The 23,680-nt window shown below is 68.6% G+C and carries 16 protein-coding genes; 3 read left to right on the top strand and 13 right to left on the bottom strand.

Going from position 1 to position 23,680, the window contains the following annotated elements; all coding sequences use genetic code 11:
* The first annotated feature begins 77 nt into the window (after positions 1-77).
* On the top strand, positions 78-2,651 hold the full coding sequence (gene pepN / locus A5787_RS03035; RefSeq protein WP_066961397.1) for an aminopeptidase N: 2,574 nt from the start codon (positions 78-80) through the stop codon (positions 2,649-2,651).
* 69 nt (positions 2,652-2,720) lie between these two features.
* Here the strand turns inward: pepN and A5787_RS03030 are convergent, their stop codons facing one another.
* From A5787_RS03030 to A5787_RS03020, 3 genes are read right to left on the bottom strand one after another with little or no spacing between them, the layout of a single operon-like run.
* A complete protein-coding gene (locus A5787_RS03030) occupies positions 2,721-3,188 on the bottom strand; it encodes a DUF5130 domain-containing protein (protein ID WP_066961394.1) in 468 nt (155 codons plus the stop codon).
* Positions 3,175-3,411: a hypothetical protein gene (locus A5787_RS03025; RefSeq protein ID WP_066961422.1), complete on the bottom strand. Its 237-nt coding sequence runs from the start codon at positions 3,409-3,411 to the stop codon at positions 3,175-3,177. The genes A5787_RS03030 and A5787_RS03025 overlap by 14 nt, the downstream gene beginning before the upstream one ends.
* Before the next feature lie 55 nt (positions 3,412-3,466).
* Positions 3,467-4,114 carry an HNH endonuclease gene (locus A5787_RS03020; RefSeq protein ID WP_066961391.1) on the bottom strand — a complete coding sequence of 216 codons (648 nt, stop codon included), beginning with the start codon at positions 4,112-4,114 and terminating at the stop codon, positions 3,467-3,469.
* Positions 4,115-4,247: 133 nt separating this feature from the next.
* Here A5787_RS03020 and A5787_RS03015 point away from each other — a divergent pair, with 133 nt between their 5' ends.
* A complete protein-coding gene (locus A5787_RS03015; protein ID WP_066961420.1) occupies positions 4,248-4,637 on the top strand; it encodes a globin in 390 nt (129 codons plus the stop codon).
* An 18-nt stretch (positions 4,638-4,655) separates the two neighbouring features.
* A complete protein-coding gene (locus A5787_RS03010; protein WP_066961388.1) occupies positions 4,656-6,224 on the top strand; it encodes a glycoside hydrolase family 13 protein in 1,569 nt (522 codons plus the stop codon).
* Between the two features lie 11 nt (positions 6,225-6,235).
* On the opposite strand, the gene A5787_RS03005 is transcribed toward A5787_RS03010, so the two are convergent.
* From A5787_RS03005 to A5787_RS02960, 10 genes are all read right to left on the bottom strand, one after another.
* On the bottom strand, positions 6,236-6,907 hold the full coding sequence (locus tag A5787_RS03005; RefSeq protein ID WP_066961385.1) for a hypothetical protein: 672 nt from the start codon (positions 6,905-6,907) through the stop codon (positions 6,236-6,238).
* Positions 6,892-7,308 (bottom strand): thioesterase family protein, encoded by a 417-nt coding sequence (locus A5787_RS03000; RefSeq protein ID WP_066961419.1) that lies wholly within the window; start codon positions 7,306-7,308, stop codon positions 6,892-6,894. The genes A5787_RS03005 and A5787_RS03000 overlap by 16 nt, the downstream gene beginning before the upstream one ends.
* Positions 7,305-12,134 carry an NAD-glutamate dehydrogenase gene (locus A5787_RS02995; protein ID WP_066961382.1) on the bottom strand — a complete coding sequence of 1,610 codons (4,830 nt, stop codon included), beginning with the start codon at positions 12,132-12,134 and terminating at the stop codon, positions 7,305-7,307. The genes A5787_RS03000 and A5787_RS02995 overlap by 4 nt, the downstream gene beginning before the upstream one ends.
* A 76-nt stretch (positions 12,135-12,210) precedes the next feature.
* Entirely contained in the window at positions 12,211-13,887 is a 1,677-nt protein-coding gene (gene ettA, locus A5787_RS02990; protein ID WP_066961379.1) for an energy-dependent translational throttle protein EttA, read from the bottom strand.
* A gap of 80 nt (positions 13,888-13,967) precedes the next feature.
* The gene (locus A5787_RS02985; protein WP_066961376.1) at positions 13,968-14,450 is read right to left on the bottom strand and encodes a single-stranded DNA-binding protein; all 483 of its coding nucleotides are present in this window, start codon (positions 14,448-14,450) and stop codon (positions 13,968-13,970) included.
* 203 nt (positions 14,451-14,653) lie between these two features.
* Entirely contained in the window at positions 14,654-16,687 is a 2,034-nt protein-coding gene (locus tag A5787_RS02980) for a cytochrome c oxidase assembly protein (RefSeq protein WP_066961373.1), read from the bottom strand.
* Positions 16,688-16,714: 27 nt separating this feature from the next.
* Positions 16,715-19,066, bottom strand: coding sequence for a glycerol-3-phosphate 1-O-acyltransferase (locus A5787_RS02975; protein WP_066961371.1), 2,352 nt, complete (start codon positions 19,064-19,066; stop codon positions 16,715-16,717).
* A complete protein-coding gene (locus A5787_RS02970) occupies positions 19,063-20,754 on the bottom strand; it encodes an HAD-IB family hydrolase/lysophospholipid acyltransferase family protein (protein ID WP_066961369.1) in 1,692 nt (563 codons plus the stop codon). The genes A5787_RS02975 and A5787_RS02970 overlap by 4 nt, the downstream gene beginning before the upstream one ends.
* The gene (locus A5787_RS02965) at positions 20,751-22,220 is read right to left on the bottom strand and encodes a wax ester/triacylglycerol synthase family O-acyltransferase (RefSeq protein WP_066961366.1); all 1,470 of its coding nucleotides are present in this window, start codon (positions 22,218-22,220) and stop codon (positions 20,751-20,753) included. The genes A5787_RS02970 and A5787_RS02965 overlap by 4 nt, the downstream gene beginning before the upstream one ends.
* 139 nt (positions 22,221-22,359) lie before the next feature.
* Entirely contained in the window at positions 22,360-23,607 is a 1,248-nt protein-coding gene (locus A5787_RS02960) for an alpha/beta hydrolase (RefSeq protein WP_066961360.1), read from the bottom strand.
* Positions 23,608-23,680 lie beyond the last annotated feature (73 nt).

Here is a 23,680-nt window from a genome sequence, read left to right as displayed (position 1 = left end):
GTCGGTCAAGACACCTTCAGCACAACCGTAGGCCTCTCGCGGCTGTTCCCGGCCTGCTCGGCACGTAAGTTGGACGCGTGGTCCTTCCTAACCTCACCCGCGACCAGGCCGTCGAGCGCGCCGCCCTGATCACCGTCGACAGTTACCAGATCAGCCTCGACGTCACCGACGGCAAGGGCGCGCCCGGCGAACGTACCTTCCGCTCCACCACGACCGTCGTGTTCGACGCGCTGCCCGGCGCCGACACGTACATCGACCTCGCCGCGGAGACGGTGCGCGGCGCCACCCTCAACGGCCGCGAACTCGACGTGTCCGGGTATGACGAATCGACCGGTGTCCCGCTGCGCGCGCTCGAGAAGCGGAACACCCTCGTCGTCGACGCCGACCGCCGCTACTCCAACACCGGCGAGGGACTGCACCGCTTCGTCGATCCGGTGGACGACGAGACCTACCTGTATTCGCAATTCGAAACCGCCGACGCCAAGCGCATGTTCGCCTGCTTCGACCAGCCCGACCTCAAGGCGACGTTCGACGTGCGGGTCGTCGCCCCCAAGCACTGGAAGGTGATTTCCAACGGCGCGCCCCACTCGGTGCAAGACGGCGTACACACGTTTGCCACCACGCCGCGGATGAGCACCTACCTGGTGGCCCTGATCGCCGGCCCGTACGCCGAGTGGAAGGACGCCTACACCGACGAGCACGGCGAGATCCCGCTGGGCATCTACTGCCGCGCCTCGCTCGCGCCGCACATGGACGCCGAGCGGCTCTTCACCCAGACCAAGCAGGGATTTGGCTTCTACCACAAGAACTTCGGCCTGCCCTACGCGTTCGGCAAGTACGATCAGCTGTTCGTTCCGGAGTTCAACGCCGGAGCCATGGAAAACGCCGGGGCGGTGACCTTCCTCGAGGATTACGTCTTTCGCAGCAAGGTCACCCGCGCCTCCTACGAGCGGCGCGCCGAGACGGTGCTGCACGAGATGGCGCACATGTGGTTCGGGGACCTGGTCACCATGACGTGGTGGGACGACCTGTGGCTCAACGAGTCGTTCGCGACCTTCGCATCGGTGTTGTGCCAAAGCGAGGCAACCGAATTCACCGAGGCCTGGACGACGTTCGCCACGGTCGAGAAGTCGTGGGCGTACCGTCAGGACCAGTTGCCGTCGACGCACCCGATCGCCGCGGAGATCCCCGACCTGGCCGCCGTCGAGGTGAACTTCGACGGAATCACCTACGCCAAGGGCGCTTCGGTGCTCAAGCAGCTCGTCGCCTACGTCGGGCTGGAGCACTTCCTGGCCGGGCTGCGCGACTACTTCCGCACGCACGCCTACGGCAATGCCACGTTCGGCGATCTGATCGCCGCGCTCGAGCAGGCGTCCGGCCGCGACCTGTCCGACTGGGGCCAGCAGTGGCTGAAGACCACCGGGCTGAACACGCTGCGACCCGACTTCGACGTCGACGCCGACGGCAGGCTCACCCGGTTCGCGGTGACCCAGAGCGGCGCCGCGCCCGGTGCGGGTGAGACGCGGGTGCACCGGCTGGCCGTCGGCATCTATGACGACGACGGCGCCGGCAAGCTGGTGCGGGCGCACCGCGAGGAGCTCGACGTCGAGGGGCTGCAAACGGAAGTGCCTGCGCTGGTGGGGGTTTCGCGCGGCAAGCTGATCCTGGTCAACGACGACGACCTGACCTATTGCTCGCTGCGGCTGGACGCCCAGTCGCTGCAGACCGCGCTGGAACGCATCGCCGACATCGCCGAGCCGCTGCCCCGCTCGCTGGTGTGGTCGGCGGCGTGGGAGATGACCCGCGAGGCCGAACTGCGCGCCCGCGACTTCGTGGCACTGGTCTCCGGCGGGGTGCAGGCCGAAACCGAGGTGGGGGTGGCGCAGCGGCTGCTGCTGCAGGCCCAGACCGCGCTGGCGTCCTACGCCGAGCCGGGGTGGGCGCGCGAGCACGGCTGGCCGCAGTTCGCCGACCGGCTGCTCGAGCTGGCGCGCGCGGCGCAGCCCGGATCGGATCACCAGCTCACGTTCGTCAACACGCTGTGCTCGTCGGTGTTGTCGACCCGGCACATCGTGGTGCTGGCCGACCTGCTCGACCACGACCCGGCCGACCTCGGGCTGGCGGGCCTGCAGGTCGACACCGACCTGCGTTGGCGGCTGGTGACCGCGCTGGCCGCCGCCGGCGAGATCGACGCCGACGGGCTCGCGACGCCTTTCATCGACGCCGAGGTGCAGCGCGATCCGACCGCCGCCGGGAAGCGGCACGGCGCCCAGGCGGTCGCCGCACGACCTCAGCTGCCGGTCAAGGAGCAGGCCTGGACCACCGTGGTCGAGGACGACACCCTGGCCAACATCTCGGCGCGCTCGATGATCGCCGGCATCGCGGCGCCCGGACAGCACGAACTGCTCAAGCCGTTCACCGCGCGCTACTTCGACGCGATCGCCGGAGTGTGGGCGCGGCGATCCAGCGAGGTCGCCCAGACGGTGGTGATCGGGCTGTACCCCCACTGGGACATCAGCGAGGCCGCCATCGCGGCCGCCGACCAGTTCCTCGGCGACCCGGACATTCCGCCGGCCCTGCGGCGCCTGGTGCTGGAAGGCCAGGCCGGCATCAAGCGGTCGCTGAAGGCGCGGAAGTTCGACGCGTCCTGATCGAGCCTGCGCTCAGCGCGTCGAGACGGAGTTAACCCTCGCTCGGGTTGCAGTCTCGGCGCCGGAAAACTAGGCCGGTGAGATCCCCGCGCTCAGCACGCGGATGGCGCTGACCAACCCGTCGACCAAATGGCCCTGCTCGAACGCCGACGAGGCGGCGGCCACTCCCAGCGGCGCGGCCGACTCGGCGCCGCGGCCCCTGACCGCCGAGCCGTAGACCACCTCGATGGCACACTGGCCGGGCGAAACCGCGAGCAACACCGCGTTGTCGGGTGTCGGCACCTGGGCCAAGATTTCGCGGGCCCGCGCGGCGGTGTCGCTACCCAGGTCACCCAGGTAGATGGCGAACCGCGCCAGCGACGCCCGCGAGCCGTACTTCAGCGCGTCGTCGATGGCGACCAGGTCCTTGGTCGGGAAGGGGTAGTGCACCGACAGCTCGCCGGGCTCGGTCACGCCCGAGACCCGTCCGCTGGTGGTGATCGCCGACCCCCTGGGCAGCCCGCTAGGCTCGATCGTTGCGACCTCACCACGTGCCACTGGCGCCACCTCCAACCGAGAACTCCGCCGCACCGTGTCCGCCGTGGGCACGGCCGACGTCCTCGTCGGTCGCGGCCCACAGGATCGGCGGGTGGGTCCACTTCTCCGACATCTGGTAGGTCGCTGGGTGGGGTCCCTTGCGCCGCCAGATTAGCAGGGACAGCAGGGCAACCAGCGCCAGCGGGATTCCGATGAAGTACAGGTGAATCTCTGCAAGGCTCACGACGCAAACCGTATCCCACCGGGTGAGCTGCCCGCACACGCGGACACGGGATCGCTCAGGCCGCGCCTTCGTCGAGGTATCGGGCCCAGGCCGGGTCCAGTTCCTTGACCGTCGACAGCAGGCGCCAGTGCTGCCCCGTCGGCGGCAGCGGCGCCCGGCGCAGGGTCCAGCCGAGCTCGGCGAGCAGCTTGTCGCCCTTGCGGTGGTTGCAGGTCGAACAGCACGCGACGCAGTTCTCCCAGGAGTGGTCGCCGCCGCGGCTGCGGGGCACCACGTGGTCGACGGTATCGGCCTTGGCCCCGCAGTAGGCGCAGCAGAAGCGGTCGCGGTGCATGAGCGCGGCGCGGGTCATGGGCACGCGGGCCCGATACGGAACCCGCACATAGGACCGCAGCTGGATCACCGACGGCACCACGATCGACCTGGTCGCGGAGTGGATGACCGGCCCCGCCGGGTCGTCGTGCACCACGTCGGCCTTGCCGCAGATCACCATGACAATGGCCCGCCGCATGGGCAGCGCGGTCAGCGGCTCGTAGGTGGAATTCAGCAGCAGCACCCGTCGGCGACTCCAAATCGAGGCGCTCTCGTGGCGGGTGGGTGGATGGGTTTCGACGCTATGCAGGCCCGACGCGGTCGGGGGCCCGGTCAACCCTGCCGCGGCACCGGAACTGCGGTGGCTGCGGCGTCTCTTGCCATGCGCCATAGATCCTCCGCGGAATAGTCCACCATGATTCGCCGCCAAACGCACCCTTATTGCTGGTGCGCGCCGTGTCGTTCCGGTGAACAGCCGGGTAGGCCCGACCTTGCCGCCGGGGCGATGCACCACAATGGAGGCGATGGATCAGGTGAGCTTTTACGACGCCGTCGGCGGTGCCGAAACCTTCGATGCGATCGTGTCGCGGTTTTACGCGCAGGTGCCGGAGGACGAGATTCTCAGTCAGCTGTATCCCGCGGACGACCTCGAGGGCGCCGAGGAGCGGCTGCGGATGTTCCTCGAGCAGTACTGGGGCGGCCCGCGCACCTACTCCGACCGGCGCGGGCATCCGCGGCTGCGGATGCGGCATGCCCCGTTCCGGATCACCCCCATCGAGCGCGACGCCTGGCTGCGGTGCATGCACACCGCCGTCGCTTCCATCGATTCGCAAACCCTGGACGACGAGCATCGGCGCGAGTTGCTCGACTACCTGGAGATGGCCGCGAACTCACTGGTCAATTCATCGTTCTAACAAACCGAACGGAGCAGTATGAGCCACGAGCCGTGGTGGTCAAACGCGGTCTTCTACCAGGTCTATCCGCGGTCGTTCGCCGACAGCAACGGTGACGGGATCGGCGACCTGGACGGGCTGACCGCCCGGCTGGAAGACCTGACGTATCTGGGTGTCGACGCGATCTGGCTCAACCCGGTCACCGTCTCGCCGATGGCCGACCACGGCTACGACGTGGCGGACCCCCGCGACATCGACCCGGTGTTCGGCGGGATGGCCGCCATCGAGCGATTGATCGCGGCGGCACACCAGCGCGGCATCAAGATCACGATGGACGTGGTGCCCAACCACAGCAGTTCGCAGCACCCCTGGTTTCAGGCGGCGCTGGCCGCCGGCCCGGGCACCGACGCGCGGGAGCGCTACTACTTTCGCGACGGCCGCGGTCCCCTCGGCGAACTGCCGCCGAACAACTGGACGTCGGTGTTCGGCGGGCCGGCGTGGACGCGGATCGTCGAGCCGGACGGCAATCCGGGCCAGTGGTACCTGCATCTGTTCGACGCCGAGCAACCCGATCTGAACTGGGAGCATCCCGAGGTCTTCGATGACTTCGAGAAGACGCTGCGCTTCTGGCTGGAACGCGGCGTGGACGGCTTCCGCATCGACGTCGCGCACGGGATGGCCAAGCCGTCCGACCTGCCCGATGCCAAGGACGACGTCAAGGTGCTGAGTCACAGCGATGACGATCCGCGCTTCAACCACCCGAGCGTGCATGAGATCCACCGCGGCATCCGCGCGATCGTCGACGACTATCCCGGCGCGGTGACCATCGGGGAGGTGTGGGTGATGGACAACGCCCGCTGGGCCGAGTACCTGCGGGCCGACGAGCTGCATCTGGGCTTCAACTTCCGGCTGACGAAGATCGACTTCGACGCCACCGAAATCCACGACGCGATCGACAACTCGCTGGCGGCCACCGCCCTCGAGAACGCCACCCCCACGTGGACGCTGTCCAACCACGACGTGGGCCGCGAGGTCACCCGGTACGGCGGCGGCGAGGCCGGGCTGCGCCGGGCGCGGGCCATGGCGATGGTGATGCTCGCCCTGCCGGGCGCGGTGTTCGTCTACAACGGCGAGGAATTGGGGCTGCCCGATGTCCTCGACCTGCCCGAGGAGGTGCTGCAGGACCCGACGTGGGAACGCTCCGGGCATACCGAACGCGGCCGCGACAAGTGCCGTGTCCCGATTCCGTGGTCGGGTAATGCGCCACCGTTCGGGTTCTCGACCACTGGCGACACCTGGCTGCCGATGCCCGCGGACTGGGCGGCGCTGACCGTCGAAAAGCAGCGCGACGACCCCGACTCGACGCTGTCGTTCTTTCGGCGTGCGCTGGAAATACGCAGGGAGCGAGCCGAATTCACCGGTGACGGCTTGGATTGGCAGGCGGCGACGCGCGACGCGCTGATCTTCCGGCGCCGCGGCGGGGGCCTGCTGTGCGCGCTGAATGCCGGCCGCCGCGCCATGGCGTTGCCACCGGGAGAGCTCATCTTGGCCAGCGCGCCGTTGGTCGACGGCAAACTGCCGCCCGACGCGGCGGCCTGGCTCGTCTGACCCCAGGCGCGTCAGCGCAACACCAGCGCCGCGTGAGCGCGGCGCCGGTACACCGAGCCGAACCTGGCGTCGACGCGCAGCCACGACGGCGATATCCGCACCCGCACCAGCTCGTCGGCGGGAGCGCCCTCAGCGGGCGACTGCGGCAGGAAACCCATTGCGGTCAAGGCGAATACGCAGCGCATCGGAAGCCCGACGCTGACATCGGCCGAGCTGACCCGGATGACCTCCTGGTCGAGCAGCGAGACCGGCGGACCGTGCGAACTGCCGCGCTCCTTGGCGAGTCGCGCGCCGCGCTGCGCCAGGTCCAGCAGCACCTGGGCCGGCAGGTCGTCGAGGTGAGTGAAGCCTGATTCGGGGGGCAGCGCGCCCCGCCACGCCGAGTCCATCGCGAAGCCCGGATCGACGTAGCCCGAGGCGTCCATCGCCGACAGGCCGCGAGCCAGCGCGTCGGCGGCCACCGACAAATCGTCGGGCCGCACCCTACCGACGACCACCCGGCTGGCCAACACATCGAAACCCGTTGCCACCCAAGCGGTCAGCAGCCCGGCCGACCGGGCGCGCAGCCGGACGACCGCGGCGTCGTCGAGGCGCATCGCGTGATCGACGAACGTGGCCAGGTCCCCGCGGTGCGCGGCGTCACGCAACCACAGTCCGCGCTCGACTGTTAGTCCCTCAGCCATCGTTGCAAATACTCCCGGTGGTGCGGCGAGAGTCGCACCAGCCGCTGTTCCTCGATATGGACAGCGGCCAACTGTGTCTCGGCGATGACGGCGGGCTTCGACGCCGGGTCGGCGTTGACCGATCGCACGTCATAGCCCAGCGTGAAGTCCACCGTCCGCACCCGTTTGGTCCAGATGGTCACCTGCAGAGGTGAATCGGTCAGCCGCAGCTGCCCTCGATAGGTGACCCGAACGTCGGCGATCAGCAGCCCGATGGTCGTGATGTCGGCCGCGAACGGCTCCTGGAGGAACAGCACCCGCGCCTCCTCGAGGATGGTGACCATGGTGGCGTGGTTGATGTGCTGGTACATGTCGATGTCCGACCAGCGCACCGGCACCGGCGCGACGTACCCGACGCTCAACTCGACGATCCCCGTCCGCTGGTGCGGGTCATGCGGCGAATCTGCCGGGCCGCCACCGATAGCGTCGCGAGATCCTTTGCCCCGCTTTCCTGAATCTCGCTGAGCGTGCGACGCGCCCGTTCCACCCGCGACGCGCTTATCTGTTCCCACTCACCGATCTTCTCCTCGCCGCTTTCGTCGGGCTCCCCGACGGCCAGCACGTCGAAGGTCAGCGACCGCAGCGAGGAGTAGATGTCGTCGCGAATCGCTAAGCGTGCCAGCGATTGCCAGCGGTCGTGCCGGGGCAACTCGGAGACCGCGGTCAGCAGGCCGTCGGTGCCCAGCCGGTCCATCAGGGCGAAATAGGTGTCCGCGACGTCTGCGGTCTCGATCTCGGTGATGTCGCCGACGTCGATGATGTCGAGCAGGCTGAAGCGGTACAGGCCCGCGGCGACCATGTACGCCAGGTCTTCCGGGGTGCCCTCCGCCGCGAATTCCGCCGCTTCCTTTTCGACGATCGCTTTGTCATCCCCGCGCAGCCACTGCGACATGCGTGGCGTGAGTTCCTTGACCTTCGCGGCGAATCGGTTGATTTCGGCGCCCACGGCCAGCGGCTGCGGACGGTAGTTGAGCAGCCAGCGGCCGGCGCGATCGATCAGCCGCCGGGTATCCAGCGTGAGGCGGTCCGACAGCGCCACGGGTATGTCCGCCGCGCGGATGTTGCGCCAGATCTCGCTCACCCCGAAGATGGCGTCGGTGGCGACGTAGGTGCGCACCGCGTCGATCGGCCCGACGCCGACGTCCTCGTTGATCCGGAACGCGTAGCTGATGCCCGCGGCATCGACCAGATCGTTGATCAGCATGGTGGTGACGATTTCCCGGCGCAACTGGTGGGTCCGGATCTCCGGGGTGAACCGGTGGCGCAGCGGCTTCGGGAAATACAGCGGCAGCCGGGACGCGAAGACGTCCTGCTCCGGAAGCTCGGTGGTGAGCACGTCCTCTTTGAGCGCGAGCTTGACGTGAGCCATCAGGGTGCACAGCTCGGGAGAGGTGAGCCCGATGCCGACGTCGGTGCGGCGATGGATCTCCTTTTCCGACGGCAGCGCCTCCAATTCCCGGTTGAGGCCGCGGTCTTCGAGGTACTTGATCTGCATCGCGTGCACCGGCAACAGGCTGGCCGCGTTGGCGCGGCTGGTGCCGATCAGGTCGTTCTGGTCCTCGTTGTCCTTGAGCACCAGCTGCGCGACCTCGTCGGTCATCGACTCCAGCAGCTCCTTACGCTCCCCGGCCTCGACCTTGCCCGCGGTGACCAGCGAGTCGATCAGGATCTTGATGTTGACCTCGTGGTCGGAACAATCCACGCCGGCGGAGTTGTCCATCGCGTCGGTGTTGATGCGTCCGCCGGACAGATCGAACTCGACGCGCCCGAGCGCGGTTACCCCGAGATTGCCGCCCTCGCCGATCACCTTGGCGCGCACCTGGTTTGCATTCACCCGCACCGGGTCGTTGGCGCGGTCGCCGACGTCGGCGTCTGACTCCGATTCGGCCTTGATGTAGGTGCCGATGCCGCCGTTGAACAGCAGGCCGACCGGCGCCTGCAGGATCGCCTTCATCAGGTCCGGCGGCGACATTTCGGTGGCGTCACCGTTAATGCCGAGGGACTCGCGGACCTGCGGGCTGACCGGAATCGCCTTGTGCTCACGGCTGTACACCCCGCCGCCCTCGCTGATCAGCGATTTGTCGTAGTCGTCCCAGCTGGACCGCGGCAGCTCGAACATCCGCTTGCGCTCGCGCCACGACGACGCCGCGTCGGGGTCGGGGTCGAGGAAGATGTGCCGGTGGTCGAAGGCGGCGAGCAGCCTGATGTGCTCGCTGAGCAGCATGCCGTTGCCGAACACGTCGCCGCTCATGTCGCCGACGCCGACGACGGTGAAGTCCTCGGTCTGGGTGTCGACGCCCATCTCCCGGAAGTGGCGCTTGACGGCCTCCCAGGCGCCCCTGGCGGTGATGCCCATGGCTTTGTGGTCGTAGCCCACCGATCCGCCGGACGCGAACGCGTCGCCCAGCCAGAACCCGTAGGACTTGGCGACGTCGTTGGCGATGTCGGAGAACGTGGCGGTGCCCTTGTCCGCGGCCACCACCAGGTAGGCGTCGTCGCCGTCGCGGCGTATCACCTCCGGGGGCGGGCTGACCTTTTTCGTTGCGTGGTCGACGTTGTCGGTGACGTCGAGGAGCCCCGAGATGAACAGCTGATAGCAGGCGACGCCCTCGGAACGGCTGGCGTCGCGGTCGGCGGCGGCCTCGCCGGAGGGCAGCGGCGGCCGCTTGACGACGAAGCCCCCCTTGGCGCCGACCGGCACGATGACGGCGTTCTTCACCGCTTGCGCCTTGACCAGGCCCAGGATCTCGGTGCGGAAATCGTCGCGGCGGTCCGACCATCGCAGCCCCCCGCGCGCCACCGGTCCGAACCTCAGGTGCACGCCTTCCACCCGGGGCGAGTACACGAAGATCTCGTACTTGGGCCGCGGCAGCGGAAGCTCGTCGATCAGCTGCGCATCCAGCTTGAGCGCCAACACATTACGGGCCCGCGCCGAACCCTCGCGCGTCACAAAGTAATTGGTGCGCAAGGTGGCCTGAACCAGCGACGCGAACGCGCGCAGAATGCGGTCGGTGTCCAGGCTCACCAGCGCATCGATGTCCGCGGCGACGGCGGCGGCGGCCGCCTGCGCGTCGCGACTGGTCGGCGATCCCGACACCCTGGGGTCGAACAGCGCCTCGAACAGCGTGACCAGCGACCGCACGGTCGACGGGTGATCGTTGAGCACCGATTCGATGTAGGACTGGCTGTACGGAAAGCCCGCCTGCCGCAGGTATTTCGCGTAGGCGCGGATGAGCACGACCTGCTGCCAGGTCAGCCTCGCCCGCATCACCAGCTCGTTGAACCGGTCGATCTCGACGCGGCCCTGCCAGATGGCGGTGACCGCGTCGGCGAATCGTTCTGCGGTGGAGCTACGTTCGGCCACCGACGTGGCAAACGGGATCGTCGGGTGCGGCTGGATCTTGAACTGGTAGATCCACACCGGCAGCCCGTCCGGCCGGGTGACGGTGAACGGCCGCTCCTCGAGCACGACGACGCCCATGCTCTGCAGCATCGGCAGCAGCTGGCTCAGCGACGCGGTGTGCCCGCCGAGGAACCAGGTCAGCTGGGCGGCGCCGTCCTCGCCGCGGTCGGAGAACACCAACTTGACCGAATCATCGGACAGCTCATTGATGATCGCGATGTGCTCGATGGCGTCCTCGGGTGTGATGGCCTGCTTGTACACCTCGGAGAACGCGATCGCGTAGTGCTCGGCGTCGCCGTGCGCGGGCGTGCCGGCCGCGGTGGCGGCGATCAGGCGGTCGCCCCAGGTTCGCGCGGCCTCACTCAGCAACCCCTGGAGCCGCACGCGGGTCTCTTCCGAAACATCAACCGGTGCATCGGATTCGGGCAGCCGGACCATGAAATGCATCAGCGCCCAAGGCGATTCACTGACGCGAGCGGTGAATTCCAATCGCGTGCCGCCGAATTCGCGGACCAGGATGTCCTCGATCTGCAACCGCACCGGGGTGGTGTAGCGGTCGCGGGGCACATAGACCAGGCACGAGACGAAGTATTGGAGCCGGTCGGCGCGCAGGAACAGCAACGCGCGCCGCTGGGTTCCAAGATCCACCACCGCCTCGGCCATCGCCAGCAGCCGATCGGCGCTGAGCGTGAACAGCTCCGAGCGTGGAACGGTCTGGATGACGTCGAGCAGCAGCTGGCCCGGATGGATGGGGTCGCTGTCGGCCATCGTGAGCGCGTCGCGGACCCGACGCGAAATCATCGGGATTTCCAGGACGTCGGCGTTCATGGCCGCGACGGTGAAGAGTCCCACGAAGCGGTGCTCGATGACGGCTCCCCCGTCGCCGTTTTCGCGAACGGCGATCACGTACGGGTAGGCGCCGTAGCGCAGGTAGCTACCGACGACGGACTGCGCCAGGACCAGCAGGTGGTCGTCGTCGGTCAGCCGGGGCCGCGTCCCGGTGCGCGTGCGCAGCACCCCGAGGCCGGGTGATCCGTCCGGGGAAATCACGGTGTCGTGCACGTGGCAGCGCTGGTAGCCCAGCAGCAGGAAGTTTCCGTTGCCCAGCCAGCGCAGCAGCTCCGCGACGTCCTCGCGGTCCGGCGCCGCATAGCGGTCGTCGGCGTTGGTCTGGACCGCCGCTTCCAGATCGCCCAGGGCGGCGATCATGGCCGCGGCGTCGGTGGCGACCTGCTCGACGTCCGTTAGCACCTTGGGCAGCAGCCGCTCCACCTCGGCGAGGGCCTTGCCGTCGACCGACGGCGACAGCGGAACGTATATCCAGGCCTCGCCGTCGAATTGCGACGTGCCGGGCGCTATGGGTTCGACGCTGAGCAGGTCCCCGGTCGGGCTGCGGTGGACGTCGAACACCGGGGTCATGATGCCGCCGTAGCCGACGCCGAGCCGGTGCAGCAGCACCGTGACGGAGTCCAGCAGCATGCTGCCGTGGGCGGTGACGACCTGCAGGGCGGGCCCGAATCCCTCGGGATCGTCGGCCGGGTGGACGCACACGCAGCTTCCGCGTTCCGGGCGGCACTCGCCGAGCCGATAGTGTGCGCGCAGCATGGCGGGGGTCACCAGGGCCGCGGGGTCGACGTGAACGGATCCCGCGGCGCCCGCTTCGTCGCCGCGCGGACCGCGGTAGCTCTCGATGTAGGCGTTGGCGATCCAGTCGGGAACGTCGTCACTCTTGCTGAACGTGGTCCACGGCTTGAGGTCCTGCTTGGCACCGGGATCGATCGCCATGCCGATTGCTCCCAACTCGCATCGTCGCGGGGCTCTGCGTCCGGTTGCCCCGCTGCTTAGCGGGGCAGCCCTGACACTAGTCGCGGGTCAGCTTGCGGTGGGTCACTCTGTGCGGCCTGGCGGCGTCGACGCCGAGCCGTTCCACCTTGTTTTCTTCGTACGCGCCGAAGTTGCCCTCGAACCAGAACCACTTGGCCTCGTTGTCCTCGTCGCCTTCCCACGCCAGGATGTGCGTACACGTGCGGTCGAGGAACCAGCGGTCGTGCGAAATCACCACCGCGCAACCGGGAAACTTCTCCAGCGCGTTCTCCAGCGAGCTCAGCGTCTCGACGTCCAAGTCGTTGGTCGGCTCGTCGAGCAGGATGAGGTTGCCGCCCTCCTTCAGCGTGAGCGCGAGGTTCAGCCGGTTGCGCTCACCGCCGGACAGCACCCCGGCCGGCTTCTGCTGGTCGGGACCTTTGAAACCGAATGCCGACACGTAGGCCCGCGACGGGATCTCGTTCTGGCCGACCTCGATGTAGTCCAGCCCGTCGGAGACCACCTCCCACACGGTTTTCTTCGGGTCGATACCGGCGCGGGACTGGTCCACGTAGCTCAGCTTGACCGTCTCCCCGACCTTGACCGTGCCGCTGTCCGGCGCCTCGAGCCCGACGATGGTTTTGAACAGCGTGGTCTTGCCGACCCCGTTGGGGCCGATGACCCCGACGATGCCGTTGCGCGGCAGGGTGAACGACAGGTCCTTGATCAGGGTGCGACCGTCGAAGCCCTTGTCGAGGTGTTCCACCTCGACGACGACGCTGCCCAGTCGCGGTCCGACCGGGATCTGGATTTCCTCGAAGTCGAGCTTGCGCGTCTTCTCGGCCTCGGCGGCCATCTCCTCGTAGCGCTGCAGGCGCGCCTTGCTCTTGGCCTGGCGCGCCTTGGCCCCGGACCGGACCCAGGCCAGCTCGTCGGTCAGCCGCTTTTGCAGCTTGGCGTCCTTGCGGCCCTGCACCGCCAGCCGCTCGGCCTTTTTCTCCAGGTAGGTCGAGTAGTTGCCCTCGTAGGGGTAGGCGCGGCCGCGGTCGAGCTCGAGGATCCACTCGGCGACGTTGTCCAGGAAGTACCGGTCGTGGGTCACCGCCAGGATTGCGCCCGGGTAGGCGGCCAGGTGCTGTTCGAGCCACTGCACGCTTTCGGCGTCCAGGTGGTTGGTCGGCTCGTCGAGCAGCAGCAGGTCCGGCTTGGACAGCAGCAGCTTGCACAGCGCCACCCGGCGGCGCTCCCCGCCGGACAGGTTGGTGACCGGCTCGTCGGGCGGCGGGCAGCGCAGCGCGTCCATCGCCTGCTCCAGTTGGGAGTCGAGGTCCCACGCGTCGGCGTGGTCGAGGTCCTCCTGCAGCCGGCCCATCTCCTCCATCAGCTCGTCGGAGTAGTCCGTGGCCATCAATTCGGCGACCTCGTTGAAGCGGTCGAGCTTGACCTTGATGTCGCCCAGGCCCTCTTCCACGTTGCCGCGGACAGTCTTCTCCTCGTTCAGCGGCGGCTCCTGCTGCAGGATGCCGACGGTGGCGCCGGGGGCCAGGAAGGCTTCGCCGTTGTTCGCCTTGTCCAGACCGGCCATGATCCGCAAGACGCTCGACTTGCCGGCGCCGTTGGGCCCGACGACACCGATCTTGGCGCCCGGGAAGAAGCTCAACGTGACGTCGTCCAGGATGACCTTGTCGCCGTGCGCCTTGCGGACCTTCTTCATCGTGTAGATGAACTCAGCCATGCCGCGGTTGTGCCTTTCTGGTCTTTGAGAGAGTTCTCGCGGACCATCCTAGGCACCGCGCGGGAGGCGGGATCCCGCAGCTAAGCCGACAGCGGCAGCGGCCCCGTTTCGGCGGACTCGGCGCTGTCGCCGGCGTCGGCGTCCTCACCAGCGGCGTCGGTCGCGTCCGCCGCGGGCGCGGCGGCCTCCCCGGCGGTCGGGCCGGTATAGCCCGGCCGCTCGATGCGCACGATCGCGCGGGACACATCGGGTCCGACGGAGGTCGCACGCATCTCCAGCGACGAGCGGCGGTTGCCATCACGGTCTTCGTACTCGCTGGTGTAGACGTGGCCCACCACGATCACCGGTGCACCCTTGCCCAGCGCGGCGCCCACGCCGGTGACCAACCTGCCCCAGCAATTGACATTGATGAACAGCGAATTGCCCGGCTCCCAGCCGCCGTCCGCGGTGCGCCGCCGGGAATTGCTGGCGACGCGAAACTTGATGACCTCCTGGGTGCCGACCTGTCGGCGTTCGGGGTTGTTGACGATGTGGCCGACGACCGTTAGCGGTGTTTCAAACATTGACTCAATTTCCTTTCATTCGCAGTCAGCGCTCGTGTCTGGTGGCCATTCAGCCCGGCTGCGCCGACAGGTCACCGGCATCCCGCTGGCGACGAGGCGACCCTGTGGAGAGAGTCGCGACTGTGCACAAGGGCGCGCTTTCGGCGTGCCGGCGCGCGAGCGTAACCGCACTGCGAACATTCGCCGGGGATTTCGCAGTGGCGTTACGCTCGCGGACTCCCGCTACGCCCCGGCGTTTCCCCGCGCGCCAGTTGCGCCAGCATCGCGTTGTAGGCGGTCAGCTCGGCGTCGTCGTCGAGTTCGGCCGCCCGGTCCAGCCGCCGGGCGGTGCGCCTGTCGCTGCGCGCCCACTGCACCAGCAGCGCGATCATCACGACCACGAGCGGCACTTCGCCTGCGGCCCAGGCGATTCCGCCGCCCAAGTGTTGATCGCCGATCAGGTCGGTGTGCCAGGGCAGGCCGAGCGAGCGGTAGTAGTCGCCGCCGAGCACCTGTCGGGTGCCCATCAGCACCACGCCGAAGAACGCGTGCAGCGGCAGCGACGCGAACACCACGCCGACCTTGGCCAGCGGCGGGATGGGCCGCGGCGTCGGGTCCACCCCGATGACGACCCAATAGAACAGGTAGCCGCTGAGCAGGAAATGCACGTTCATCGCCAGATGCCCGGCGTGACTGCTCACCGTGGTGTCGAAGAGGTTGGACAAATACAGCCCGTAGAAGCCGGCGACAAACAGCACGGTCGCGACCACCGGGTTGGTCAGGAACCGCGACAGGCGGCTGTGCAGCGCGGCCAGCAGCCATTCCCGCATGCCGGGCGGATCGGCGCGGCCGGTGGCGGGCAGCGCCCGCAACGCCAGGGTGACCGGGGCGCCCAGTACCAGCAGAATCGGCACCAGCATCGACAGGCCCATGTGCGCGACCATGTGCATGCTGAACATCGCCGGCATGTACCGCCCGACGCCCGACGAGGTCACGAACAGCAACGCCAGGCAGCCCAGCAGCCAGGCCACGGTCCGCCCCGGCGGCCAGCGATCGCCGCGGCGGCGCAGCCGCACCACCCCCGCCACGTACAGCGCGGCGAGGACGATGGCGGCGGTGCCGAAGATCAGGTCGAAGCGCCAGTCGAACAGGATGCGCGCCACGGTGGGCGGGCCGTCGAAGTCGTAGCCGATCTCGGCTTCGGGAATCGTGGGCGGCCGGGCTGGAGGCGGCGGCGGTGGCGTCCGGCCCAGCCCGACGGCGATGCCGAAGGTGAGGCCGAATACCGCGGCCTCGATCAGCGCCAGCCCGACCAGCGCCCTGCGCGCGCCCGACCTGCTCGCGTCGGCCTGCAACGCGGCTACCGCGGAGCGACGCTGGCGCCACCCCAGTACTCCCAGCGTGCACAGCGCGACGAACTTGGCGACCACCAGCCGCCCGTACTCGGTGGTCAGCAGGTCGGACGGCAACACGCGCACCAGGGCGTTGACCGATCCGCTCAGCGCCATCGCGACCCAGCACCATAGGGCCACCATCGAGAACCGCCGTGCCGCCAGCCCGGTGTGGTCGCCGCGGCGCAGCGCGTGTGCGAGCAGGGCGAGCAGACCACCCGCCCACAGGCTGGCGGCGACGAGGTGGATCAGCAGGCTGTTGGTCGCGAGGTCGTGCGAACCGCCGGCCGACGAGTGACCGGTCAGCCCGAGCGGAAGCAGCGTCACCAACGAGGCGGCGACCAGCGCCGGCGTCCAGGACCAGCGCAGCACCGACAGGCTCGCCAGCGTGACCACCGCGGCCACGATCGCGGTCCAGCGCCAGGCGGAGGCGGTGTTGACCAGGCCGGCCAGCGACCAGATGGTGCCCGGGTCGAGGTCGGCCAGCCGATGACCGGATACGTCGGAGATGGTCAGCGGGACCAGCAGAGCGGCACACACCGCCCAGGCGCCCAAGGCCACCGTCCCGGTGCGCAGCGCGCGGTACCCGTCGGCGTCGAGGACCCCGCTGGTCTGCGGCGGCACCAGGAACGCGGCGAAAAGAAACGACCCGACGGCCAGGACCGCGGCGATCTCCCCCGCCGCCCGGATGAAGGGCAGCCCCAGCGTGGTGGCCGGGCCCGGATCGGGTAGGCCGGTGGCCGACAGCGCGTCCGCCAGCGACAGCGCGCCGATGCCGGCGGCCGTGCAGCCCGCCAGCACGGCGACGCCGATCAGCACCGGCCACACCAACGCGCGGCGCACGGCTACAGGCTGGTCGACCGTCATGCACCCAGCGTATGGGGCGCACCGCGCCTACCGAGCCTGGCTGTCCAGACGGGCTTTGGCCTCGCGGGCGACGAACTGCGTCCGCGCGATCCGCCCGACGTGATCGGAATCATGCAGGATGTCCCGCATTTCCCGCCGGAAGGCGGTCCGCCGGTCGGCGAGATCGTCGGCGGGCTCGATCAGATCCTGGTCGACCACCACCTGATACGCGGTGGCGAACAGCAGCGTCGACACCGATTCGCTGCTGCGGACGCGGGATTGGGCGACATGTTGCCGGCCCACCCCCAGCGCCAAGGCCGTCAACTCCTTTTGGGCGACGCCGGCCGGCGCGTCGCGCAACACGTCGGCGACGATCTCGTACGCCTCGAAGAACACCCGCAACATTGCGTCCGACATCAACGGGCGCTTGGCGAACAGCATCGCGTCGATCTCGTCACCGCCGGCGGCGACGTGGGCTTCCCAGTCGTCGTGCCACGTCATCTCTTCGGCGATGTTGTCGCGGAACGTCGCCGAGTCGGCGAAATAGAAATCGAACTTCAACAGATCGCGCAGCCGCATCGCTTGCGTCCAGAAGGCCTCGAGGCGATCGCCCTCCGCTCGTCTGGCGTACGCGAGCGCGAGTTCGACGATCGAGGTCTCCAAGAAGGCGTGGATCACCGAGTTCCGGTAGAACGCCGCGGCGTGTTGCTCGCTGGGCCCGATGAGCCACACCGGCTCCCGGCCACCGTCGACCCGGGTGATGGGGTGCCCGTTGGACAACGTGTCGACGGCGGCGAGCACCCCGTCGCGGGTGCGCAGCCGCAACGCGCTCGTCGACATCGGGTTGTGCTTGCGCTCGAGATAGTCCAGCGAGTCCTGCAAGGTGTGGTGCAGCTGACCGAGCGTCAACGCCGCGCCGCGGGTGGTCAGCAGCAGCGCGCACACCAAACCCGTCGCCGTCACGGGCGTCGCCTGCAAGATCCGCCATGCCACCTCGAACGACATCTTGTGCAGTGCAAGCCGTTTGGCGTCCGGATCCTGCGCGAGCGGGCTGTGCGGCGGACCGAGGTACTGCCGCATCGAGACCGCCTCGGGGAAGCGGACATAGATCTTGCCGTAGTTGCGTTCGCCCTGCGCCCTGATGAAGTTGTAGAGCCATACGGCGCCTTCGGGTGTCTTCTCGCCGCCGCGGGCGTAGGCGGCGTATTCGGCCGTCTCGTGCAGCTGGTCGAATCCGATCGACACCGGCTGCAGCAGGATGTCTTCGCTGCGGCCGTCCAGGTATGCGTCGGCCACATAGGACAGCAGACCGAGCTTGGGCGGCAACATCTTTCCGGTCCGCGAGCGCGTCCCTTCGATGGACCAGCTCAGGTTGAAGCGTTTCTCGACGATGTAGCCGACGTACTCGCGCAGCACGTACTTGTAAAGCGGGTCGCTGCCGATGTTGCGGCGGATGAAGATGACGCCGGAGCGGCGCATGAGCGGCCCCATCACCCCGAACGACAGGTTGATGCCGGCGAACACGTGCACCGGCGGGAGCCGGTTCTCCTGCATCGCCACCGGCACCACCGCGCCGTCGATGTAGGAGCGGTGCGAGAACAGCAACACCGCGGGATGGGTTTCCAGCGCGGCGCGCATGGCGGCGATTTGATACTCGTCGTAGTCGATGTCGGGATCGAACCCTCGGCTCAGTGCCCTGCCGAGGACGCCGACGAGGTCGACGGACACCCGGCTCCAGCCGGTGGCGAGCTCGTCGAGCATCTTCGCGGCTTCCTCGACGGTGGCGCCCGGGATCCTTTTCAGGCCCGCGCGAAACCGCGTGGATGCCAGGATTTCCGGTTTGACCAGCCGCGGCGACTTGTATTGCGGTCCAAGGATTCGGTATTCGGCGCGTTCCAGCGCCAGGATGGCGCGGCGGGTGACGAAGTGCGCGAAGTCGTGCTTGTGGTCACCGACGGTGGTGTCGCGCCACTGCTGACGGAGTTCGGAGACCTTGGCGGGTTCGCCGGCCACTACCCGCGCGCGTTGCGGATCGTCGCGCGCGATGCGTCGTTGCTGACGCTGGTTGGGGTGGTAGGGATCCTGGCCGGGAAGCAGCCCGGCCAACTGGGCGACCCTGCCGCGCTGGGCCGGCGGCAGCCAGAACACGCGCACCGGCACGACCGATCGGTCGTCGTTCGATTCGGATTCGAGCCGTTCGGCAAGCTCGGACAGCGCCGTCGGCGCCGCCTCGGGTTGCGGCAGCGCCAACACCTCGAACGTGGCCCCGGAGTTGCCGGCGCGCTGCTGGCCCACCCAGCCCATGACCAGCTCCCTCTCGACCGGCGAGGTCATGGACGCCAATATCAGCGAATCTTGGGCGGCGAGGATCGCGCTGACATCCGCGGCCGGTTTGGTCACGGCCGCCCTCGAGGCTGTTGTGCCTCACCGTCTTTCAGCGCGACTTTGGACGCGTTCGTGTTGGCCTTCGCCGGCTTGGCCTTGGGCGCGGCCTTCTTCGCCGCCTTCTTCGCGGGCGCTTTCTTCGCGGGGGCTTTGGCCTTTTCCGGGGCCTTCTTCGGAGCTTTCTTCGCCGCCTTCTTCTCGGCGTGCAGATCGACCCCGGGCAACTCGTCGACCGGCCAGTTGGCCAGCGTGTCCAGGTACAGCTGACGCACCTCGGCGATGCGCTCCGGCAGGGTCTCAATCGTCCAGTCCCGCACCGAAATCGGGGGGAACACCGCGACGTCGACCGTGCCGGGGTTGATCACGGTGGAGTTTCGGGCGGCGACGATCTCGGCGTTGCGGATGACGATCGGCACGATCGGGATGCCCACCGCCATCGCGATGCGGAAGGGCCCCTTCTTGAACGGCCCGACTTCGGTGGTATCCACCCGAGTGCCCTCCGGGGCGATCACGATCGAAAGCCCTTTGCGGGCCCGGTCTTCGACCGTGTGCATCGTCTCCACCGCGGCGACCGGATCGTCGCGGTCGATGAACACGCCGTCGAGCAGCTTGCCCAGCGTGCCCATGATCGGGTCTTTCTGCAACTCCTTCTTGCCCACGGCGACCCAGTTGTCGCGCACCAGCGCGCCCGCGATGACGGGGTCAACCTGGTTGCGGTGGTTGAAGATAAACACCGCCGGGCGCTGCGCGTTGAGGTTCTCCTCGCCGATGACGTTGAGCTGCACCCCGGCGATCGCCAGTGACAGCTGGGAGAAGGTCGAGGTGAAGAAGTTCACGCCGCGACGCCGGTTGCGGGTCAGCACGCCGATTCCCACCGCGCCGGCGGCGACCGGGAACATCGAGCCGAAGCCGGCGAGCGTTCGTATCTGGCGCCGCAGGCCCAGGCGTCCCCGGCTGTCGAACCGCAGGATCGGCCAGCCGCGGCGCTTGGCCACGGCGGCCATCTTCCCCTCGGGGTTGGTCGGCCTCGGATTACCGACCAAATACATCAGGGCGACGTCCTCGTCGCCGTCGGCGTAGAAGTAGCTGTCCTTGAGGTCGATGCCGTTCTCGGCCGCAAAGCGTTGCACGGCAGCGGCTTTGCCCGGCCCCCACAGGATCGGCTTCTGCACGCCGCCGGTGAGCATCCCGTCCTCGTTGGTCTCGAACTTGTTGGTGAGCATGTTGGAGATGCCGAGGAAGCGCGCCACCGGGTTGACCTGGATGGTCAGCGCCGACGAGCTGAGCACCACGGTGTGGCCGCGGGCCACGTGGGCCCGCACCAGCTCGCGCATTTCGGGATAGATCCGCGACTCGATCCGTTGCACGAACAGCCGTTCGCCGATCTCCTCCAGGTCGTCGAGCAGGCGGGCGGTCAGCGCGGCGGCGGCCTTGCCGATGAGGTCTTCGAATTCGATGCGGCCCAGGGTGTGGCTCAGGCCGGCCTGCACCATGCTGAGCAGCTCCCCCACCCCCATGTCGCGGCGCAGGAGGCGCTCCTGGGTCAGGATGACGGCGGTGAAGCCGGCGACCAGGGTGCCGTCCAGGTCGAAGAACGCGCCGATCTTCGGCCCCGGTGGGCTGGCCATGATCTCGGCGACCGAGCCGGGCAGCCGCAAGTCCTGCCCCGGCTTCGGGGTGCCGCGCTCCTGGGACGGGCTCATGAGCCCGCCGCCGATCGCGACGAAACGGCCGGTTCGATGAACGAGGCGGGCACCGCGCGGGGCACCGGGTCGTCGGCCAGCGCCAGGATCTCGTCGAAGCCCTCCAGCAGGCACTGGGCGAACAACGCCTCGTTGCGCACCGCCGCCCTGTCGTAGCGCACGGTGATCGTGCACCAACCGCCGCGCGAGATCAGCACCACCATCATCGCCACGCCGGGCAGCGGTCCGATGCCGTACTGCCGCAACACCTTTGCGCCGGCGATGTAGGTGTCACCCGGATAGACCGGGACGTTGCTGGCCTGCACGTCCGAGCCGATCACCGAGCCGGTCAGACCCTCCAGCACCGCCGTGGGCAACACGCTGAGCACCGGCGCGATCGATCCGACGATGTTCATGGCCGGCTCGTCGCGCCGCTGCGTCATCTGGGCGCGGATCTTCTTCATCCGCGAGACGGGGTCGGCGGTGCCCAGCGGCGCCGCCAGGTTGACGCCGGTGAACCGGTTGCCGCCGGCGGTGTCGGCGTCGGCCCGCAGGCTGACCGGCACCGCCATCGGCAGCGTGCTGATCGGCACACCGAGCGCCGTGTGGTAGCGCCGCAGGGCGCCCGACAGGCCGGCGAGGTAGGCGTCGTTGATCGATCCGCCGCCGGCCTTGGCGGCCTTGTGCAGGTCGGCGAGCGGGATGTCGATCGCCTCGGTGCGGCTGGCCAGGCTGCGCCGGCGCAGTAGCGGCGACGGCTCCGCGGCACGGTTCATCACCCGCATGCCGGATATGGCATAACCGACGGCGCCCCCGACCGTGGACACGGGATCGAGCACCGCCTTGCCCGCCGCCGACACCGCCCCGGCCACGGCGCCCACGACGCCGTTGACGATGGCGAAGGGCAGGCGGTTGATGCCTTGCCGCATCAGGTCGTTGGGCGTCAGGTCCTGCGGAATGGGTTGCGGGGGCGTCGCCCTGGGTGGTGGGTCGCGCTCGAGGTCATAGATCTCGGCGAACATCTCGACGCCACCGACGCCGTCGGTGACGGCGTGGCTGACGTGCAGCAGCGTCGCGGCCTTGCCGTCGGCCAGGCCCTCCACCAGCGTGGCGGTCCACAGCGGCCGCGAGATGTCCATCGGCGACTGCAGGATCAGCTCGGCGAGGTCGAACACCTCGCGCAGCGTGCCGGATCCGGACACGCGCACCCGGCGCACGTGGAAGTCCAGGTTGAAGTCGGGATCGACCACCCAACGCGGGGATGCCGTCGGCAGCGTCGGAACGACGACCTTCTGCCGCAGCCGCAGCACCCGCCGTGAGGCGTTTTCGAATCGGGTGCGAAACCGATCCCAGTCCGGCGTCGAATCGAGGAGTTCGAGCGCCATGATCCCCGACCGGGTCCGGGGATTGGCTTCACCCCGATGCATCAGATAGTCGACGGGTCCGAGCTCGTCGGACAACTTAACGGCCCCGACGGACTTAGCCATGATGAACTCGACGCGCCAACGTTGTCACCGCCGACCAAGCCTCCTGCCTCGGACCCGCGTACCGGATTGCCCACCCAACGCTAGTCGGGATGCCGCGGGGGTGAAAGGCGCGACCCGCTGCGCGAAACGTGGCGCCCGCTCAGCTGGCGGACGTTGTCGGCATCGGCACCGAATCCGTCAGCGGGTAGGCGCGGCGCCCGTAGACGACGCCCAGGAAGTCGGCGACGGCGCCGGCGGCCAGCTGCGATCGGACCGTCGGGGTGATGTCGAAGGCGTGGTGGGCGTTGGCGAGTTCGGCATAGGCGACCGTGGCGGCACCGGCGTCGCGCAGCGCGGCGCAGAAGGCGCGAGCCTGGCCGCTGGGCACCAGTTCGTCCTTCTCGCCGTGCAGCACGAAGAACGGCGGCGCCTCGTTGTGCACGTACGTGATCGGCGACGCCGACCGGAACCGGTCGGGGTTTTCGCTGTAACGGGTCTTCAGGACGAACTGCTCGAGGAACGGCAGCATCAACTCGTGCATGTTCTCGGCGTCGGTGAAGTCGTAGACGCCGTAGTACGGCGCGACGGCCTGGACGGTGGTGTCGGCGCCCTCGAAGCCGGGCTGGAACGTTGGGTCGTTCGGGGTGAGCGCGGCCAGCGACGCCAGGTGCCCGCCCGCCGACCCGCCGGTGATCGCGATGAAGTCGGGATCGCCGCCGTAGTCGGCGATGTTCTCGCGGACCCACGCGATCGCCCTCTTCACGTCGACGAGGTGCGTCGGAAAGGTGCAGCGCGGGCTCCTGCTGTAGTTGATCGAGACGCAGATCCAGCCGAGTTCGGCCATGTGGCTCATCAGCGTGTAGGCCTGATGGCGTTTGCCATTGACGGACCACGCGCCCCCGGGAACCTGGATCAGGACCGGTGCGCGGCGGCCGGGCGCCATGTCGTGACGCCGCCAGATGTCGAGCAGGTGTTCGACGCCCCCCGGACCGTAGCGGATGTCTGAGGTTTGCGCCGCGTAGCGGGAGTGCCGCCCTTGCCTGCGCAGGAGACCCCCGTGCGAGGCGCACTCGGACGGGGCGCAGGCGGGGTGGCGCACCAGGTCAGGGAAGTCCGGCCCGAAGCACCCTTCCAGGGCTGCGGTGAGGGCCTGATCGGCTTTCTGCGCGGCCCACGAGGTGCCGACGCGGCCAATGGCCGGCGGCGTGACCCGCGACAACGCGTGGCCGGTCACCACGTGCGGGGGAAATTCGGTGGAGAGCCAGCCGGCAACCCAGCCGACCGCCGACGGCGAACCACGCAGCAGCAACGCGCCGGCTCGGCAGGTATCCCTGGCGTCGGCCGCCAGGCGCAATGCCTGCGTACCGGCCTGCGAGCACCGCGAAGTCAGGTTCAAGGCCACGCTCATTCAACGCACCCCTCGACGTTATGCACACGCGTCGTTGCGGTTAACGGCTGTTTATCAACCGATGTTGTACGTG

It is taken from the genome of Mycobacterium sp. 852002-50816_SCH5313054-b (assembly GCF_001667185.1).
Taxonomy (GTDB): Bacteria; Actinomycetota; Actinomycetes; order Mycobacteriales; family Mycobacteriaceae; genus Mycobacterium.
Note: the sequence above shows the minus strand (reverse complement) of the source record. Positions and strands in the feature narration are given on the sequence as shown.

Coding starts and splice junctions, on each gene's coding strand:
- A5787_RS03020 (WP_066961391.1), bottom strand. CDS start 4,114: ATGGCGCATGGCAAGAGACGCCGCAGCCACCGCAGTTCCGGTGCCGCG.
- A5787_RS03015 (WP_066961420.1), top strand. CDS start 4,248: ATGGATCAGGTGAGCTTTTACGACGCCGTCGGCGGTGCCGAAACCTTC.
- A5787_RS03010 (WP_066961388.1), top strand. CDS start 4,656: ATGAGCCACGAGCCGTGGTGGTCAAACGCGGTCTTCTACCAGGTCTAT.
- A5787_RS03005 (WP_066961385.1), bottom strand. CDS start 6,907: ATGGCTGAGGGACTAACAGTCGAGCGCGGACTGTGGTTGCGTGACGCC.
- A5787_RS02995 (WP_066961382.1), bottom strand. CDS start 12,134: ATGGCGATCGATCCCGGTGCCAAGCAGGACCTCAAGCCGTGGACCACG.
- ettA (WP_066961379.1), bottom strand. CDS start 13,887: ATGGCTGAGTTCATCTACACGATGAAGAAGGTCCGCAAGGCGCACGGC.
- A5787_RS02985 (WP_066961376.1), bottom strand. CDS start 14,450: ATGTTTGAAACACCGCTAACGGTCGTCGGCCACATCGTCAACAACCCC.
- A5787_RS02980 (WP_066961373.1), bottom strand. CDS start 16,687: ATGACGGTCGACCAGCCTGTAGCCGTGCGCCGCGCGTTGGTGTGGCCG.
- A5787_RS02970 (WP_066961369.1), bottom strand. CDS start 20,754: ATGAGCCCGTCCCAGGAGCGCGGCACCCCGAAGCCGGGGCAGGACTTG.
- A5787_RS02965 (WP_066961366.1), bottom strand. CDS start 22,220: ATGGCTAAGTCCGTCGGGGCCGTTAAGTTGTCCGACGAGCTCGGACCC.
- A5787_RS02960 (WP_066961360.1), bottom strand. CDS start 23,607: ATGAGCGTGGCCTTGAACCTGACTTCGCGGTGCTCGCAGGCCGGTACG.